Raw genomic sequence first — 16378 nt, 5'->3', positions numbered from 1 at the left:
GGTGGGTCGGCGCGGTAGTCGTGACGGCTCGAGATCAGAGGACTACTGCACAAGCACTTCCCGTGGCCCGGACCGCGAGGTGGTCGGGAATGTCATGTTCTCGATTCCTCGTGCTCACTCCGGTCCACTTCTTTGCCGGCAGAGAGCTTCGAGATCAGAACACCCGCGATGAAGACCAGGACGACGAGCACTAGAAGCAACGTTGCCAGAACGCTCGATCCCCCCACCAGCAACGCAAAGTTGTCGACGACGAGGCCGGTTATCACGATGAGGCCAATGCAGCCGAGGACAGGTGCGATTCGCGTATGCCACCACCGTTTGTCGACATCGGAACGCGCGAAGAAGGCGACTATGGCGACGCCCGTGAGGATCATGAGTACCAGAATGCTGACCGTGGCCAGGCCGGACATCCACGTGAACAGTTCCAGAACCGGATCGGAGCCGGCGATGGCGAACGCTCCGACGACGATCACGGCTGACAACGTCTGAAACAGGGAGCCACGATGAGGCGAGCCGTGTCGAGTGTGGGTGCGCGCAAGCGAGCGTGGTCCTACGCCCTGCCGCGCCAGCGCGAAGACATATCGACTGATCGCATTATGGAACGCGAGAAGTGACGCGAACAAACTCGTCACCAGCATGATGAGCATGATGTCGGAAGCTGTGTCGCCCATGAACAATGCGGCTGCACCGAATGTCAGGCCCGCTGTATCGGCGGTCGCTGCCGCGGCCACGTCGGCGCTGCCGTACGCGAGAACAACGGCCCAACTCGACACCGCGTACACCACACCGATCACAATCACAGCAACATACGTCGCAATGGGTACCGTCCTCTTGGGATTGCGAGCCTCCTCTCCATAGATTGCAGTCGCCTCGAATCCGATGAACGACGCTATGGCGAACATCAGTGCGATACCGGGTGAGCCGGAGAAGAACGATGCCGGGGTGAACGACACGACGTCGATCCCTGCCGCCCCGCCTCGAGCGAACACGGCGACCGACAACGCCAGGATGATCCCTACTTCCAGCACCAAGAGAACAGCCAGAACCTTCGCGCCGAGGTCGATGCTGCGGTATCCCAGGACGGCCACTATCGCGATCAGGCCCAGAGCCCAGGCCCACCAGTCGATGTCCGGTCCTCCGTACTCGACCACCAGGTCGCGAAGTGTCGACGCAGCAAGCCCGTAGACAGCAGCTTGTATCGCGGTGTAGGTCAACAACGCCAGAGCGGCTGCGCCCAATCCCATACTTCGGCCGAGGCCCTTGTGCACGTACGAGTAGAAGGCGCCGGTGTCGACCATGTGGCGGCTCATAGCGGCGTAACCGACGCTGAAAACCAGCAGGACCACACCAGCAACGATATAGGCCATCGGTGCGCCGGCACCGTTACCGGTTGCGATCATGACCGGGAGCGCACCGCCGATAGCTGTGAGGGGCGCTGCAGCCGCGATCACCAGGAAGACGATTCCGGCGACCCCGATAGAACCACGCAAGGTGCCGGTCTGTGACGCCTCTGCGTGGGTGGGCTCACTCGTCATGATCGGGCACCTGCACAATGCGGTGAGGCACTGCGATCAGCCAATGCCTTGCTCCAGCCGCCTCTGTCGATCGTATTGTCTGTCAGCACAATTCAAGTCCTTCGAGTGGTCCCATGGTTGTCGATCGGTGGGAGTGAGCTACCGCGCTGGGGCCGACTCGGCGAGGGTCGGCCGGAAACCAGCGTGCGGGTGTGGATTCAGGGGAATTGCCGACACGGCGTTCATGTAAGAGTGCTGTGGCGTCCGCGTAACATCACCCGTGAGCCAAGAGTTCTCCACCTGTACATGTACGGCGGCCGTGACAATCATTACGACTCTGAAGCGGCAAGACTTGGCTGTCGGCGTACAAATCTTGTCAAGGAACGCACACGTCGGCGGCGCCAGCATCGAAGTGGCTGTCGAACGGTCGAGTAAGCCCTCGCCGGAGTATCTCTTGCTCGGATAAGAAGCGTGAGGCGACCTAGGACCGCGAGAAGACCGTGCGCCCGGCGAAGACTGTGCGATCGACGACGGTGTCGTGAATCGACGAACTGTCGACCTTCATCAGGTCGCGATCGAGGACAAGGAAATCCGCGGACTTGCCGACGGTGATGGTGCCGGTCTCGGCGGCCAGTCCCATAGCGGCCGCCGGTAGCGAGGTGTAGGTCTGCAACGCTGCCTCCAGGGCGATGCTCTGCCCGGCGTTGAGGGTCCCGGCGAACTCGCCGCTCGGGTCGGCGCGGGTGATCATCGCTTCCAGGCCGACCCAGGGACTAGGTGTGGGGTGCGCGCAGGGCCAATCGGATCCTGCCGCGAGCATGACGTTGTCGGCCAGCATGTCTCGGAAGGGCCACATGCGGTCCATCATCGCGGCCGGTACCACTGCTCTGATGGCCTCGGACATGGGGCTGGGGAACCACATTGCCGGAGACAGGTCAGCGACCACACCGAGTGCCGCAAATCGTGGGATATCCTGTGGGTGAACGAACTCCGTGTGTGCAATGTGTATCACCGGGCCGGGTCCACGGCTACCGCGTACCGCGTCGACGGCATCGAGAATTTGCCGCACTGCACCGTCTCCTGTGGCATGGAGCTTGCACCCCAGCCCGCGGTCGTGGCAGTTCTCGAGTAGGGCCGTCAGCTCCGGCATACTGAAATAGCTTGTCCCGGCGTAGGACTTCCCGTGGCAGTGCGAACCTGCGTAGGGCTCGAGTAGCGCTGCGGTGTACGACATCGGAATCCCGTCCACGACGGCTTTGACGAAGTCCGGACGAAGATGTGTCGAACGGAACTGCTCGGCGAGGTCGAACAGCTCGTCCCCCACCTCGCCGACATCGACGACGAAGTCTCGTGCGGGCATCGACGCAACAATCCACGCGTTGAGCTCGTCGGCGTGGTCGAGCTGGTGGAACGCCTCGAGTGCCGTACGGAATGTGGCAGCCTCCTGGACGGCGGTGACCCCGAAGCTGTTCATGATCTCGACTGCTCGCCTCGCCGAGACCCGCTTGCGGTGGGCGAGGTCGCGCAACTGTGAAGTTGCCACCTCCTCCGCGTGCCGTGATGCAAGCTCGTAGAGTACTCCGGTCAGCGCGCCGGAATCGTCCCTCACGTACGTCCCGCCAGGCAGGTCTGGAGTGTCCGCCCCGACGCCCATGCGTTGCAATGCTGCGCTGTTGACCCACCGGTTGTGCTGGGTGTCGTCACGAAGCATGACCGGTCTGCCCGCGGACGCGTCGTCGAGAGCGCGGAGATGGCGTCCGTTGTCGATCTGGTTCATCACCAGACTTCCGACGATGCCCCCGATGATCCACTCGCCCGCCTCGGCGCTGGATGCCTCCCGGCGGACGGATGCAAGAATGTCATCGAGAGAATCGGAGGGCTTGATCCCGAGTTCCCATGCGTCAGCCGCGCCTCCCAGCATGAGGTGCGCATGTACATCGGCGATGCCCGGCATGGTCATGCGTCCCTCGAGGTCCACCACTTCGGTGCCGGGGCCGGCGGTGGCCATCACATCCGCATCGGACCCGACCACGGCGAATCGCCCAGCCGCCACGGAGAACGCCTCCACAGGTGGTGTCTCGAGACCGCGGTCGCCGGTGAAAACGCGTCCGTTACGAACAATCATGTCGGGAATTGATTCTTGGTCAGCCATCGGCTCGCTCTCGTCGTCGATCGACCGCGACCGGCACTCTCTGCTGGAACCTGCGTGCATGAGAGCCGTGCGTGTCGGGTGCTGGTCAGCGCACTTCGGAAGAGATTAGTACACGAATCGGCTAAATACTGAACGAACCGTTTGCACAATTGAGCGTCAGTCAAGCCGCAGACCCGACGCGGCGTCGAAGACGTGCATCTGCTCAGGGTCAGCCGCCAGGTGAAGCGTCGATCCTGCCCTCGGCGCAGCGCGACCATCGACCCGAACGACGAGAGGGGTGGCCTGGTCCTCGAGAGGCGGGGCGACACCGTCGCGGAGGGCTCGGCCGTAGACGTACGCGTCGGCACCGATCTCCTCGACGACGTCGACCTCGATGGCCAACCCGCTCGCGGCACTCGTCACTCTCAGAGCCTCGGGTCTGATACCGAGCAGAATGTCACCGGTCACCTTCCGCGTCACCTGACGTGCGAGGGGTACGCGAAGATCGCCGGCCACCGCATGTCCGTCGACGGTATCGGCCGACAAGAGATTCATCGCGGGCGAGCCGATGAAGCCGGCCACGAACGAGTTGGCGGGGCGGTCGTACAGCTCGCGCGCCGTCCCCACCTGTTGCAGGACGCCGGACTTCATCACCGCGACACGGTCTCCCATCGTCATGGCTTCGACCTGGTCGTGCGTGACGTAGAGGGTGGTGACTCCCAGGCGACGCTGCAAGGCGGCGATCTGCGTGCGCGTCTGCACGCGAAGTTTGGCGTCCAGATTGGACAGCGGTTCGTCCATCAGAAAGACGCGAGGTCGGCGAACGATGGCGCGGCCCATGGCCACTCGCTGTCGCTGCCCTCCCGAGAGGGCCTTGGGCTTGCGATCGAGGTAGTCGGTGAGATCGAGCACGCGTGCAGCGGCCTCCACTCGACTGCGGGTCTCACTCTTCGACATTCCGGAGATCTTCAACGCGAAGCCCATGTTGTCCGCGACCGACATGTGTGGGTACAGCGCGTAGTTCTGGAAGACCATCGCGATGTCGCGGTCCTTCGGTGGTAGATCGGTGACGTCCCGGTCGCCGATCGAGATGGTGCCTTCGGTCACGTCCTCCAATCCGGCGAGCATGCGTAACGACGTGGACTTGCCGCAACCGGACGGTCCCACGAGCACGAGGAATTCCCCGTCGGCGATCTCGAGATCGAGTCGGTTGACGGCGGGGCGGTCGGACCCCGGGTAGTGCTGCGTCGTCTGGTCGAATGTCACGGTAGCCACGTCAGGACTCCTCGGTCGGTGTGGAGACGGGCAGGAACACCCGCATGGTGGAGGGGCCGCGCTCGGCCCAGTCGGAATAGGGCCGGAGAACGACGGACACCGAGTCGCCCTGCGGCGCAGCGCTCCCGGGGGAGTGGTACGGCCACGGGTCGCTGTCACGGTCGTGTACCCAGCCGTGCACGCGGATCCTGTCGCCCCCGTCGTCGACAGGACCCCGCGCCGGATCGACGACGAAGTCGTCGACGTGTCGCCGGTCGGGCATGTCGACCGACTCCAGGCAGAGCACCTGTGGCCCGCGTTCCACGGCGACGGTGCCCCGCACGGCGTCGATCCGGGAATCGGCGACCGTGAGACGTGGCGCTATCGGGAGCTCGAGCACGAGGAGATCGCCGGATACCAGCACCCGGGTGGTCGTGACCGTCCCTGGTGCGGCCGAACGGGTCACACCGCGGTCGGTCAGCGTGGCGCCGACCGCCCAACCCGGCACTCGGAAGGTGATGTTGACCGGCGTGGACGGCGCGGAGTCGACATAGACTTCCACGCGTCCGGCTCTCGGGTACTCGGTGCGCATGGACAGAGTCAGCCTGCGTCCACCCGGAAGTGTCGTCGTGATGGTCGCCGGCGCGTACTGGTGCAGCTGGATGCCGTCGTCGTCCGCGGTGGCGAGCAGTGTCTGCAGGCTGGCGAAGGTGCGAGCGACATTGGTGGGGCAGCACGAGACGGCGAACCACGGCGCTCGCAACGAGGACGCCGCGCGCGGAACGGCTCTGGTGGGATCGGGCACCGTTCCCAGCACCCGCTGGTGAAGCGTGTTGGTGTAGAAGAACGCGGTGCCGGAGTCGGACGGCCCCGCGGCGACGACGTTGTAGAGCGTGCGTTCGATGAGATCGGCGTAGCGCGGCGAGCCCTCGGCCAGCAGCAGTCTCCATGCCAGCTGCACGGATCCGATTCCTGCGCATGTCTCGGAATACGCACGATCGGGCGGCAGCACGAAGTCCTCACCGTACGCCTCGTCCTGGTGGCGAGATCCCATGCCGCCGGTCAGGTAGGTGCGCCGCGCGACAGTGTTCTCCCACTGCCGGACGATGGCCCCGAGCAGCTCCGTGTTGCCGGTCTCGACCGCCACGTCGACTGCGCCGGACGAAAGGTAGGTCGCACGGACGGCGTGCCCGCGCAATACGTCTGCCTCGAGAACAGGGATATCGTCCTGGAAGTACGAGCTGCCGAACTCGATTTCTCCGAGTAGATGCCGCCCGCGCCTGTGCACGAACAATTCCGCCTGGTCGAGATAGCGACGGGTGCCGGTGACGCGATAGAGCTCCACGAGTGCCGGTTCGATCTCGGGGTGGCCGCACACGGCGTCGCGCCCGTCCGGACCGAAGACTTCGCACACCAGATCCGCAGCGCGGGTGCACACGGCGAGCAACTCGTCGAAACCGGACGTCCGCGCGCGGGCGACCCCTGCCTGGAACAGGTGGCCGAGGCAGTACAACTCGTGGCCCCATTCGAGATCGCTCCACCGCGCCGGGCCGCCGGGCCGTCCGAACACGGTGTTGAGGTAGCCGTCGCGGTGCTGTGCTGCGGCGATCCGCGCGGTGATCGCTCGGATGCGCCGGTCCACTCCGGGATCGCCACTGCGGCCGTGTTCCCAGGCGAGCGCTTCGAGCAGCTTGTAGACCTCGCTGTCGGAGAACTCGCGCCCCGTCCTGCCGGCGGGAGACTCGCCGGCGGCGGTGGCGTCGAAGTTTCCCAGCCACCCTTCGTGCTCGAGCCAGTGCTCGATGTGGGCGAGCGTCGCGGTGGCGTTGGCATCCTGGCGGCGTTCCCACGGGCCGCCGGTGATGGTCACTTCGCCGACGCCGAGGGGGCGCAGTCGGGATCGGGTGGGAGCCACCGGCACCGCCGGAATTCTCACGTCGGCGCCGGTGGAGTTCGTCGGGTCGTCGTGAGTCGACGCCCGAAGTGTGAGAGGCATGGAGGAGGAGTGGGTCACGGTCATCCTTTGAGTGCGCCGGACATGAAGCCGCGGACGTAGTGACGTTGCAGGAGAAGGAAGATGAGGATGCAGGGTGCGGCGAGCACGACCACGCCGGCTTCGGTGGCGCCGTAGTCCACGATGCCCATCGTCTGCCCGCGCAGGTTCGCGATCGCGAGGGGCAACGGAATCTTGTCGGAGTCGGAGACGAGTATCAGCGGGGTGATGAAGTCGTTCCACGCCGCCAGGAAAGCGAAGAGTCCCACGGTGATCAGTCCCGCACGAACTGCCGGCAGCAGCACCCGGACGAGAGCGGTGAAGGTGCCGCAGCCGTCGACGAGTGCGGCTTCCTCGAGTTCCTTCGGCACGGCCTCGAACGAGATGCGCATCATGAAAGTCGCGAAGGGCAGCTGGAACATGGTCAGCACCAGCGCCAGTCCGACGAGGGAGTTCTGTAGTCCGATTCCGTTGAGCAGGACGTACAGGGGAATGAGGAGGGTCGCGTACGGCACCATCAGGATGGCCAAGGTGCCGAGGAAGAGAATATTCTTTCCCGGAAACTCGAAGCGGGCGAAGGCGTACCCGCCCAGGAGCGAGACGACGACGGTGAGCACGACGGTCAATCCCGACACGAACATCGAGTTGAGCAGGTACTGCCCCACGCCGGCCTGATAGTCGATCAGGGTGCGATAGTTACCCAGACCGATCCCGTCGGTCTGCGCAGTGCCCCCCTGTGGTGACACCGACGAGACCGCCGCCCAGATCATCGGAAACAGGAAGAGTAGGGCGAGCCCTCCTGTGAAGGTGTTGCGGCCCATGGTCGAGAGGGAGCGCGCGCGACGAGGACGGCTCCGTGGGGATGTCGGCACGGTGGTGGGAGTCGTGGTCATGTCAGTCCTTGTCCTTACGAAGACCGAGGAACTGGACGGCGTTGAGGAGAATCAGTCCGGCCAGCACGATGATCGACAGCGCGGCGGCTCTGCCCAGGTCGCTGGATCCTTGGAAAGCCATGGAGTAGACCAGTTGGACGATGGTGACCGTGCTGTTGTCCGGCCCGCCCTTGGTGAGGATGTAGAACTGGTCGAAGGCGAGCAGCGATCCGGTGACGCAGAGGATCGTCGACAGCGCCAACGACGGTCTGAGCAACGGCAGCGTGATGTGCCGGAACGTCTGCCAGGCACTCGCGCCGTCGATCCGCGCGGCTTCGAACACGTCGCCGGGAATGGACTGCAGTCCCACGAGCAGCAGCAGCATGTAGAAGCCGGCGAAGCGCCACACGACCAGGGCGACCGTCGACCACAGCGCCCTGTCCGGGCTACCGAGGAAGGACACCGGGTCCTCGCTCAGACCGGTCCACCGGAGCAGGGCCGTGAACGGCCCCGCCTGAGGGGAGTACAGCGCGTAGAAGAGCAGTGAGGCCGAGGCCAGACCGAGTGCGCTGGGGATGAGGAAGGATGTGCGCACGAAGGACGACCAGCGTCCCGACTCCTGCACCAGCAGAGCCATGCCCAGCGCGAGGCCGAGCAGGATCACGGTGGTCACCACGGTGTACTTGACGGTGAACCACACTGCGGGCCAGAACAATCGGTCGGTTGCCGCATCGGAGAAGTTACTCGGGAAGTTCAGTCCCCGGTCGCCGGTGAAGAGCCCCCAGTCCGACACCGACATTCGGAAGACGAGGACGACGGGGATCACGAAGAAGACGACGAGGAACGCCGCGGTCGGAGCCGCGTAAAAGATGCCTTGCCGTTTCCGGGCCCGTGTGCTTCCCCGCTTCCGCACCAGAGGCGGTCGGGTTGCGCGGGCCGGCGGGGCCGCGGTGGGGGTGCTGGTCATACTCGTACTCCTCGTCGAGTCCGTGACTGTCTCTACTTCTGGAGAAGATCGGTGATCGCGTCGTTGTCCTGCTGCAGCGTCGACGGGTCACCGAAGACCTGGTTCCGCACCAACGTCGACCACGGGCTGCCCACCGCGTTGAAGGCCTGCTGGAAATTGAGTGCCTTGGGGGTTCGGCTGTCCGGGGCCGTGGACACCGAGTTGATCAACTGGACGCGGGGATCGGTGGTGAACTGGTTGTCGAGTAAGTCGGCTCGGGCCGGCGTCACGTTGTTCGCGGCCAGCACTCCGACCTGCGCGTCTTCACTCATGAGCCACTGCATGAAGTTCCAGGCCTGGTCGGGGGTGTCCGAGTCCTTGCTGATGCCCAGACCGTCGCCGCCCACGAATGTGGACGTGCCGCCGTCGACGCCCGGGATGGCGCTGACGCCGACGTCGACCGTCTGACTCGCCTTCTGGAGAAGCGTTGCGGGGTAGGGCATCACGCCGATCTGGCCCTGCTGGAAGGCGGCGGTCCACGTGGCGCCGGTCTCGTCGGCCGCGCCGGGCGCGATCGCGCCGGCATCCTCGAGATCCCGCCACACGCCGTAGATGTCCTGTGCGGTCTCACCGGCCAGGTTCGCCGTGGTTCCGTCGTCCTCGAGAACGTCCTCGCCGCTCGCCCACATCATCGGGAACCACGTGAAGATGCTGCATCCACCACAGTTGCCACCGAAGTAGGTGCCGTGTGTGTCGGGCTTGTTCAGGGCCTCGACGGCGAGTGCCTGATCGCGGAACTCGGTCATCGTGGTGGGGCCTTTCTCCGGATCGAGCCCGGCCTCCCGGTAGAGATCTTTGTTGTAGAACATCACCGACAGATCGAGTACGAACGGCAGCACGTACTCCTGGTCCTCGAAGGTTCCCGCCTCGACGATCGAAGGGTTGATCTCGTCGCGATAGTCGAGGTTGCCGATACGTTCGGTCAGATCCCCGAAGAGGCCCGCCGATGTCCAGTTCGGCAGATACACGGCGTCGGCAGCGAAGAGGTCGGGCAGGTCACCGGAACCGGCCGCCGCGCCCACCTTGGCGACGTAGTCGTCGTTGGGCACCACGGTGAGCTCGACCTGGTTCTGGTGTGACGAGTTGTAGGCGTCGACCAGCAGGTTGGCCTGGGCTTCGAGAGGTGCTCGCGTCCAGAGCGTCAGCGTCGTTCCGTCGTCGACGCCCTCCACATTGGACGGATCGCCCTGCACAGCGGTCGAGGACGAGCCGCAGGCGGAGAGTGCCACGGTCATCGTGACGACTGCGAGCGCGGCGGCGGCGCGGGTGGTGCGGCGGCGTGGAGTCCACGTCATCGTGTTGCCTTCCTGGTGCGCGGCATCGACGCCGCATCGTGAGCGAAAAGTTTCGGGCTGATTAGGAACGCGGAGACTGCCGCATTCGTTCGGTACCTGTTCGCAGCGGTTCTAGGTCGCAGCCGAGTGTGATCCACGTCGCTAAAACGTTTTCGGACCATAGCGCCGTTTCAGCACGCGGGTCAACCCCCGCCGTCTAAAGTCGTGTCGGAGAACAGCCCGGGTTCGGGGCTGCGAAGGAGGGCGATGAGCGTCGAAGAGGTGCCACCGAAGCGTCGGGGGCGGTCGGCCACACTGCGTGACGTGGCGACACTGGCGGGAGTCTCGATAGCCACGGCGTCGAAAGCTCTCAACAATCGTCGGCACGTCGGAGCCGAGACCAGGGTCCGGGTGCAGTCGGCAGCGGATCAGTTGGACTTCTCGCCGAACGCGTTGGCTCAGGGCATGGTGGCGCAGCGCAGCGGCACCGTCGGTCTGATCACGTCGGATCTCGTCGGACGGTTCAGTATTCCCGTCCTCCGAGGAGCCGAGGACGCCTTCGGGTCGGAGCGCATGTCGGTGTTGCTGTGCGATGCGCGCGAGGACCGCATCCGCGAGCAACATCACCTGCGTGCACTCATGTCCCGGCGCGTCGACGGACTCATCGTGGTGGGTGCGCGCCCGGACCCGAGGCCGTCACTGGGCAAGGGACTGGAAGTACCCGTCGTCTATGCGTATGCGCCGTCCGACGACCCCACCGACATGTCGGTGGTCGCAGACGATTTCGCGGGCGGGCGACTCGCGATAGATCATCTGCTGGTGTGCGGTCGTCGCAGAATCGCCCACATCACCGGTGATCCCGGCTACGGTGCGACCCACGAACGCGCCAGAGGCGCGAGCGAGCGTCTCCAGGAGGTTGGGCTGCAGCTTGCCGGCGGGGCCGTGATGTTCGGCGAGTGGTCGGAGGCATGGGGCAGGGGAGCGACTCGGCTGCTGTTGGAGCGGCAGCCGGATCTGGACGCCGTGTTCGCGGGGTCCGATCAGATCGCCCGCGGGGTGCTCGACGCTTTGCTCGAAGCGGGGCGCCAGGTTCCCGAGGAGGTCGCCGTGATCGGTTTCGACAATTGGGAGGTGCTCGCGACCGGGTCGCGGCCACCCCTGACCACAGTCGATCCGTCGCTGGAGAACATCGGACGGGCGGCCGCGATGCGTCTCGCGGCCGCGATCGAGGGGCATGTCGGAAGTGGGATCGAGGTGGAGCCCTGCCGCCTCGTCACCAGGTCCTCGACTGCACCTCTGCACTAGCCCTTCGGAGTCCATCGAGGGGCCGGTTGCGGGCGCTGGCTGCTGGCGCCGGACCGGTGCTATGGTCGGGAATGACAACGTATGTTGTCACAAAGCTTCTTCATGGGGGTTCCATGACCACATCGATACAGGCCCTTCGTCACGAGGTCGCGCAGCAGACAGCACTTCTGCCTGGCATGTACGGATCGATCGACTTCGAGCGCAGGCCTGAACGGTTCACCGACGACGTGGAGGTCCGATGCTCGATGCCCGACGAGACGCTCGACCAGCGTCCACGTCTACTCGCGGATCGCGACATGGTCGCCGCCATGGAAGCGTTCACGATGTTGGGCGACTCCGTGGCCGACGCCTATGCGGCATTGATCCCCGAAGTGGGATTTCGCCGTCTGCTGGAGATGCTGGACCAAGCATGTACCCACGGGGTCGAGGCGGTGGAGGATGCGCCGGGTGAGCTGGTCGCCCTGATCGAGGACATGGAGCGAGTTCCGGACTGGATCGACATCTCGCTGATCGAAAGAGGCGCATTCGAGCAGCGCAAGATCAGCGCAATCGTCATGCCATTTTTGTATCGAGCCGCTTTCGTGGCGACGTTCGTCAATTCCTATGCAGCTCTACCGATGGTCACGACGGGCGCACTCAGCAGCCGCGCAGCTGGAAAGCGCATGACCGAGACAGCCGCCTTCTTCTCGTGCACCACATTGCCAGGCGGCTTACAGCGCTATTCCACGGGATTTCGCGCGACCGCGCGAGTGCGACTCATGCACTCGATGGTTCGATTCAACATTCTCGCTCGCGGACAATGGGATTCGTCCGTCTACGGGATGCCGATTCCGCAGGCCGACCAGATGCCGGTGGGGCTCACTCCGCTGAAACTCGAAGCAGAGCGCGCTCTCAGCAGGGGTCGCGACACATTCACACCTGCGGCGAGAGCCAAGGTCGAGTTCTATCGTTACCGTTGTTTCCTGCTGGGACTGCCGGAAGAGTTGCTACCCGACACTCCGCAGGGGGTGCTCGATGTCCTCGCCACGCGTGAAGCTACCTTGCGCGACAGGTATGACGATGACACCTGCGGCACACTCGTGCGCACGACCATGTCAGCGAATGTCGAGCCGGATCGATCTCTGCTCAGTAGAACACGGCACCGGTTCGGCCTCAGTTTCGCCACCGTGTTCTTCGTTCGCTTCGTCTTGGCAGGGGACACCGGACGCGCGGCCGAGATGGGATTGCTTCCGACCGCGGGCGACTGGCTGCGCGCCGCAGCCACCGGTGTGTATGTCGGCGTCCAACTCGTCGGTCATGTGGCGCTGGAACGGATCCCGGTCCTGCGCCACATGCAGGACGGTCGTCTGGTGAAGAAATTGAATCGAGAACTCGACCGGTACGGTTATGCCGAGTTCGTTACCGATCCGTCTACCTACGATCGGCCCTGAGTACGTCCCGAACTGCCAGCACGGAGACCACAGCAGCGACGCGCAGGATCAGTCGAGGGACAGCCTGCGTGTGATGTCGCCGGCAGCGCGAACCACGGCTGTAGTGACCGCCTCGGTGTCCACGTCATCGATCCGCAAGCGTGGAACGGTGACAGTGACGGAACCTCGAACCGTTCTGTCGGTGAATATCGGCGCGGCGATGCCGAACGCCTCCGCGATGCGTTCGCCGTCCCCGGTCGCCCACCCGCGGCGGCGAATTCGGTCGAGATCGTCACCGAGGGAGGTGCGGTCGGTGTTCGTGCGGTCGGTGTGAGCGACCAGGTCGACGACACGTAGTGCGTCAGGACCGAGATGAGCAAGTATGGCCTTGCCGGACGCACCCGCGTGCAGAGGTATATCCCCCTCCGTGGTCATCCAGTAGTGCATCTGATGGCTGCCCGGGACGACGAGGGTCTGCTGTGCTCGCGATGTCTCATGGTCGTACTCGATAAGTCCGACGGTTTCACCGGTGTCGTGGGACAGCGCTCGCACGACCGGTACCACCAGGTCGGCAATCGAGCTCGTCCCTAACAGCGCCGCCCATCGCATCAGCGTCGGACCCACACGAAGCGTATCGAGCCTGGCGACAGCAAGACCCGAATGCAGCGCGTGCACAGCGAGTTTGGATGCAGTGGCCGGGTTGGCGCGAATGGCGCGCCCGAGGGCACGGCCGGTGGTAGGCAGGCCGCCGGAATGGCTGACGAGCGCGGACAAGAATCGTTCGAGCCGCGCTACGGCAGTGCCGCCGTCGGATGCGTCGGCGATGCTCGCGTCCTGTGTGCGGGCTTCTCGGGACGCATGTGCGTCGGTCGTCTCGGCGAGTTCGCGTACCGAGTCCTGTAGGTCGGGAAGCAGGGCGAGCAGCTTCTGCTCGGTGGTGCGGGCGCGAGGACTGGTGACTGTGAGAGCCCCGGTCAGCCCGTCGACGACGAAGGGCACCGAAATACCCGCCGCCTGGGGGAAATGGTGCCCGACGCTCAGCACGTGACCCGCCGTCCGGTCCTCGACCATGCGTTTTGCCAACTCGTCTCGATCGGTGATGGTGTCCGCGGTGAATCGGTACAACTCGATCGTCTCCGAGATGCTGCTGTCGTATCGGGACATCAAAGCGCGACCGGTGGCGCCGGCGTGCAGAGGGAGAAGTGTTCCGGGACTGAGGTTGTACCCGATCGGTCCGATCGACGAGCGGCGCACCGCGACGAAACCGAATGCAGCATCGGGACCCATGACGTTGACGGTCGCGGTCGCTCCGGCCAGGTCGGCCATGCGTTGCGCAACGACGCCTCCGACGCGAAAGACGCTGTGACGGTGGTGAATCTGCGTCGCCAACCAGCGAAGTCGTGGGCCCACGCGATAGTGCCCGAGGTTGTCGCGTTCGGCCAGGCCGACGTCCGTCAGATCGCCGAGAACTCGTGCGACGGTGCTCTTCGTGGAGCGGATATCGGCGGCGATGTCTCGAACGCTCGCGGACTCGTCGGGAAACCTACGTACCAGTTCCTCGACCAGTGCCACGACGCGGTCGGTGCCGGGTGGAAGGGGCGCGGGGTCGGTCTCTGCGTAGCCCCCAGCGAGCGGTGTCGTCGACGGTGAATCGCGTCGGTCCGTGACCACCATGTGTCCCCACCCATCTCCGCTCTCGTTGTCCGTTCGGTGTCGAGCCTAGTGGCGCGCGGCCTACGGCCGTATTCCTGCACCGCAGATCCAACACTTGACAGGAGGGAGTGACCGCAGACACACTGTTGATCATCAAGTAGGACACTGTCCCGCAATTTAACCGGAGGTTCCGATGGATCCCACTACTCTCGACGCCGTGGACGCGCACACCGACGAGCACCGCCGCAAAGCCAAGAAGGCCACGGGCGTCGCAGCGTTCGGAACTTTCATCGAGTACTACGACTTCAGCGTCTACGGTTATGTCGCCGCGACGCTGTCCGTCGTCTTCTTTCCGAGCGACAACCCCACAGTCGGTCTGCTGAACACTCTTCTGGTGTTCGGGTCGGCATTCCTCGTGCGCCCGCTCGGGGCTCTCTACTTCGGACGACTCGGCGACCGAGTCGGTCGGCGTACAAGTCTCATCGCCAGCATCGGCCTGATGAGCGCCGCCGCGGCTCTCACCGGTTTGTTGCCCGGGTACGCGCAGATCGGCATCGCAGCGCCGATTCTGTTGGTGCTGTTCCGGATGCTGCAGGGATTCTCCACCGGCGGCGAGATCGGCGGCGCGGCCAGCTACATCCGCGAGTGGGCGGAACCAGCCAAACGACCGTTCTACATCTCGTTCATCCCCGGCGTCGCTCAGATCGGCAAGGGCGCCGCGGCAGGTATGGCAGCGCTGGCCGCCAGCATGCTGCCGGCCGAGCAGATGGAGTCGTGGGGATGGCGCATCCCCTTCCTCCTCGCCGTCCCTCTCGGCATCCTGTGCCTCTACCTCCGCCTCAGCGTCGAGGACAGCCCTGAATTCACGGCCTCGAAGAAAGAGCCCGCAACCAGCACGGACAGCCCGTTGAAGCGCCTGTGGGCAGACCACCGGCGCCCCCTGCTGAAGGTGGTCGCCATCTCCACCGTGCAGAACGTCGGTACCTATATCGGCACGGTCTTCATCGCGGTATACCTGAGCACCTCCCTGGACTTCTCCAAGGCACAGGCATCCACCATTGTGCTGTTCGCAGTGCTCAGTGCGTCGGTGTTGATTCCTTGCGTCGGCTACTTCGGATCGCGGGTCGGAGGCAAGAAGCTCCTGTTGATGGCCTACGTCGCGTACATCATCGTCACCGTTCCCTCGTTCCTGCTGATGGGACTCGGCTCGTTCCCTGTCGCCATCGCCGGACTCCTGCTCGGCATGATCCCGTACGCCTTGTGCCAGGTCGGTACGTACAGCTCCATGACGGAGTTCTTCCCCGTACAGGTCCGTCACAGCGGGGTCGCCTTCGGTCACAGCATCGGCGCGGTTATCGGCGGCGGCGCCGGACCGTACGTCTCCACCTGGCTCATCGACGCTACCGGCAACGTGCTCATTCCCGCCTTCATCCTGGTCGGCTTCGGAGTCTTCGGTATCGCCATCGTCGCCGGAACTGTGCGCTCCAGCGGCAGCGACCGCCACCTCTACCGCTGACACCCCACCACTTCTCAGACAGGCACGCCATGCACAACTTCTATGTCTCCGACCCCATCCACCCCGACGCCTTGACCGAACTGAGTGAACTCGGACGAGTCCATCTCGGCTACGGAGACAAGGCCGTCCGATACACCGACATCTGCGGTGACGTCGACGCGGTCCTGCTCCGCGCCGAGACATTCACCAGGGACATGATCGCGGCGTCACCGAAGTTGACGATCATCGCCCGCCACGGTGTCGGAACCGACAACGTGGACCTGGACGCGGCAGCGGAACATCGAGTGTGGGTGACCACCACGCCTGGTAGTAACAGCCGCGCCGTCGCAGAACATGTCTTCGCTCTCCTTCTGTCCGTTGCCCGGCGCACACCGACAGCGAGCGCAGGCGTGGCCGCTGGCCAGTGGGCCGAGCTGAAGCCGTCACTGAACGGGGTCGAACTCGGTGGTCG

The 16378-nt window shown here is 64.7% G+C and carries 11 protein-coding genes and 1 pseudogene; 4 read left to right on the top strand and 8 right to left on the bottom strand.

Annotation, left to right across the window (positions count from 1 at the left end; all coding sequences use genetic code 11):
* Nucleotides 1-92: 92 nt before the first annotated feature.
* The 7 genes from RU01_RS07580 to RU01_RS07550 form a co-directional block, all read right to left on the bottom strand.
* Nucleotides 93-1535 (bottom strand): APC family permease, encoded by a 1443-nt coding sequence (locus RU01_RS07580; protein WP_042573933.1) that lies wholly within the window; start codon nucleotides 1533-1535, stop codon nucleotides 93-95.
* 460 nt (nucleotides 1536-1995) lie between these two features.
* Nucleotides 1996-3639, bottom strand: coding sequence for an amidohydrolase (locus RU01_RS07575; protein WP_197074712.1), 1644 nt, complete (start codon nucleotides 3637-3639; stop codon nucleotides 1996-1998).
* Nucleotides 3640-3822: 183 nt separating this feature from the next.
* Nucleotides 3823-4920, bottom strand: coding sequence for an ABC transporter ATP-binding protein (locus RU01_RS07570; protein WP_042573932.1), 1098 nt, complete (start codon nucleotides 4918-4920; stop codon nucleotides 3823-3825).
* Nucleotide 4921: 1 nt separating this feature from the next.
* A complete protein-coding gene (locus tag RU01_RS07565) occupies nucleotides 4922-6913 on the bottom strand; it encodes a glycoside hydrolase family 127 protein (RefSeq protein WP_197074711.1) in 1992 nt (663 codons plus the stop codon).
* A 2-nt stretch (nucleotides 6914-6915) separates the two neighbouring features.
* Nucleotides 6916-7785 (bottom strand): carbohydrate ABC transporter permease, encoded by an 870-nt coding sequence (locus RU01_RS07560; protein ID WP_197074710.1) that lies wholly within the window; start codon nucleotides 7783-7785, stop codon nucleotides 6916-6918.
* Between the two features lies 1 nt (nucleotide 7786).
* On the bottom strand, nucleotides 7787-8731 hold the full coding sequence (locus RU01_RS07555; RefSeq protein WP_042573930.1) for a carbohydrate ABC transporter permease: 945 nt from the start codon (nucleotides 8729-8731) through the stop codon (nucleotides 7787-7789).
* A gap of 32 nt (nucleotides 8732-8763) precedes the next feature.
* Nucleotides 8764-10065, bottom strand: a complete 1302-nt coding sequence (locus RU01_RS07550) for an ABC transporter substrate-binding protein (protein ID WP_042573929.1) — start codon at nucleotides 10063-10065, stop codon at nucleotides 8764-8766.
* A 246-nt stretch (nucleotides 10066-10311) separates the two neighbouring features.
* On the opposite strand from RU01_RS07550, the gene RU01_RS07545 reads away from it, so the two are divergent.
* Both RU01_RS07545 and RU01_RS07540 read left to right on the top strand, forming a co-directional pair.
* Nucleotides 10312-11349: a LacI family DNA-binding transcriptional regulator gene (locus RU01_RS07545; RefSeq protein ID WP_042573928.1), complete on the top strand. Its 1038-nt coding sequence runs from the start codon at nucleotides 10312-10314 to the stop codon at nucleotides 11347-11349.
* A gap of 113 nt (nucleotides 11350-11462) precedes the next feature.
* Nucleotides 11463-12779 (top strand): oxygenase MpaB family protein, encoded by a 1317-nt coding sequence (locus RU01_RS07540; protein ID WP_042573927.1) that lies wholly within the window; start codon nucleotides 11463-11465, stop codon nucleotides 12777-12779.
* Between the two features lie 48 nt (nucleotides 12780-12827).
* On the opposite strand, the gene RU01_RS22070 is transcribed toward RU01_RS07540, so the two are convergent.
* Complete coding sequence (locus tag RU01_RS22070; RefSeq protein WP_052493165.1) at nucleotides 12828-14432, bottom strand: IclR family transcriptional regulator; 1605 nt, start codon at nucleotides 14430-14432, stop codon at nucleotides 12828-12830.
* A gap of 172 nt (nucleotides 14433-14604) precedes the next feature.
* Between RU01_RS22070 and RU01_RS07530 the strand changes: the two genes are divergently transcribed.
* Both RU01_RS07530 and RU01_RS07525 read left to right on the top strand, forming a co-directional pair.
* Nucleotides 14605-15927 carry an MFS transporter gene (locus RU01_RS07530; RefSeq protein ID WP_042573926.1) on the top strand — a complete coding sequence of 441 codons (1323 nt, stop codon included), beginning with the start codon at nucleotides 14605-14607 and terminating at the stop codon, nucleotides 15925-15927.
* A 29-nt stretch (nucleotides 15928-15956) separates the two neighbouring features.
* A pseudogene (locus RU01_RS07525) lies at nucleotides 15957-16378 on the top strand (hydroxyacid dehydrogenase); the annotation flags it as partial.

It is taken from the genome of Rhodococcus sp. MEB064 (assembly GCF_000834565.1).
In the GTDB taxonomy this organism is placed as follows: Bacteria; Actinomycetota; Actinomycetes; order Mycobacteriales; family Mycobacteriaceae; genus Rhodococcoides.
This window is presented reverse-complemented; position numbering and strand designations above follow the sequence as displayed.

Coding starts and splice junctions, on each gene's coding strand:
- RU01_RS07575 (WP_197074712.1), bottom strand. CDS start 3,639: ATGATTGTTCGTAACGGACGCGTTTTCACCGGCGACCGCGGTCTCGAG.
- RU01_RS22070 (WP_052493165.1), bottom strand. CDS start 14,432: ATGGTGGTCACGGACCGACGCGATTCACCGTCGACGACACCGCTCGCT.
- RU01_RS07560 (WP_197074710.1), bottom strand. CDS start 7,785: ATGACCACGACTCCCACCACCGTGCCGACATCCCCACGGAGCCGTCCT.
- RU01_RS07530 (WP_042573926.1), top strand. CDS start 14,605: ATGGATCCCACTACTCTCGACGCCGTGGACGCGCACACCGACGAGCAC.
- RU01_RS07540 (WP_042573927.1), top strand. CDS start 11,463: ATGACCACATCGATACAGGCCCTTCGTCACGAGGTCGCGCAGCAGACA.
- RU01_RS07555 (WP_042573930.1), bottom strand. CDS start 8,731: ATGACCAGCACCCCCACCGCGGCCCCGCCGGCCCGCGCAACCCGACCG.
- RU01_RS07580 (WP_042573933.1), bottom strand. CDS start 1,535: ATGACGAGTGAGCCCACCCACGCAGAGGCGTCACAGACCGGCACCTTG.
- RU01_RS07545 (WP_042573928.1), top strand. CDS start 10,312: ATGAGCGTCGAAGAGGTGCCACCGAAGCGTCGGGGGCGGTCGGCCACA.
- RU01_RS07550 (WP_042573929.1), bottom strand. CDS start 10,065: ATGACGTGGACTCCACGCCGCCGCACCACCCGCGCCGCCGCCGCGCTC.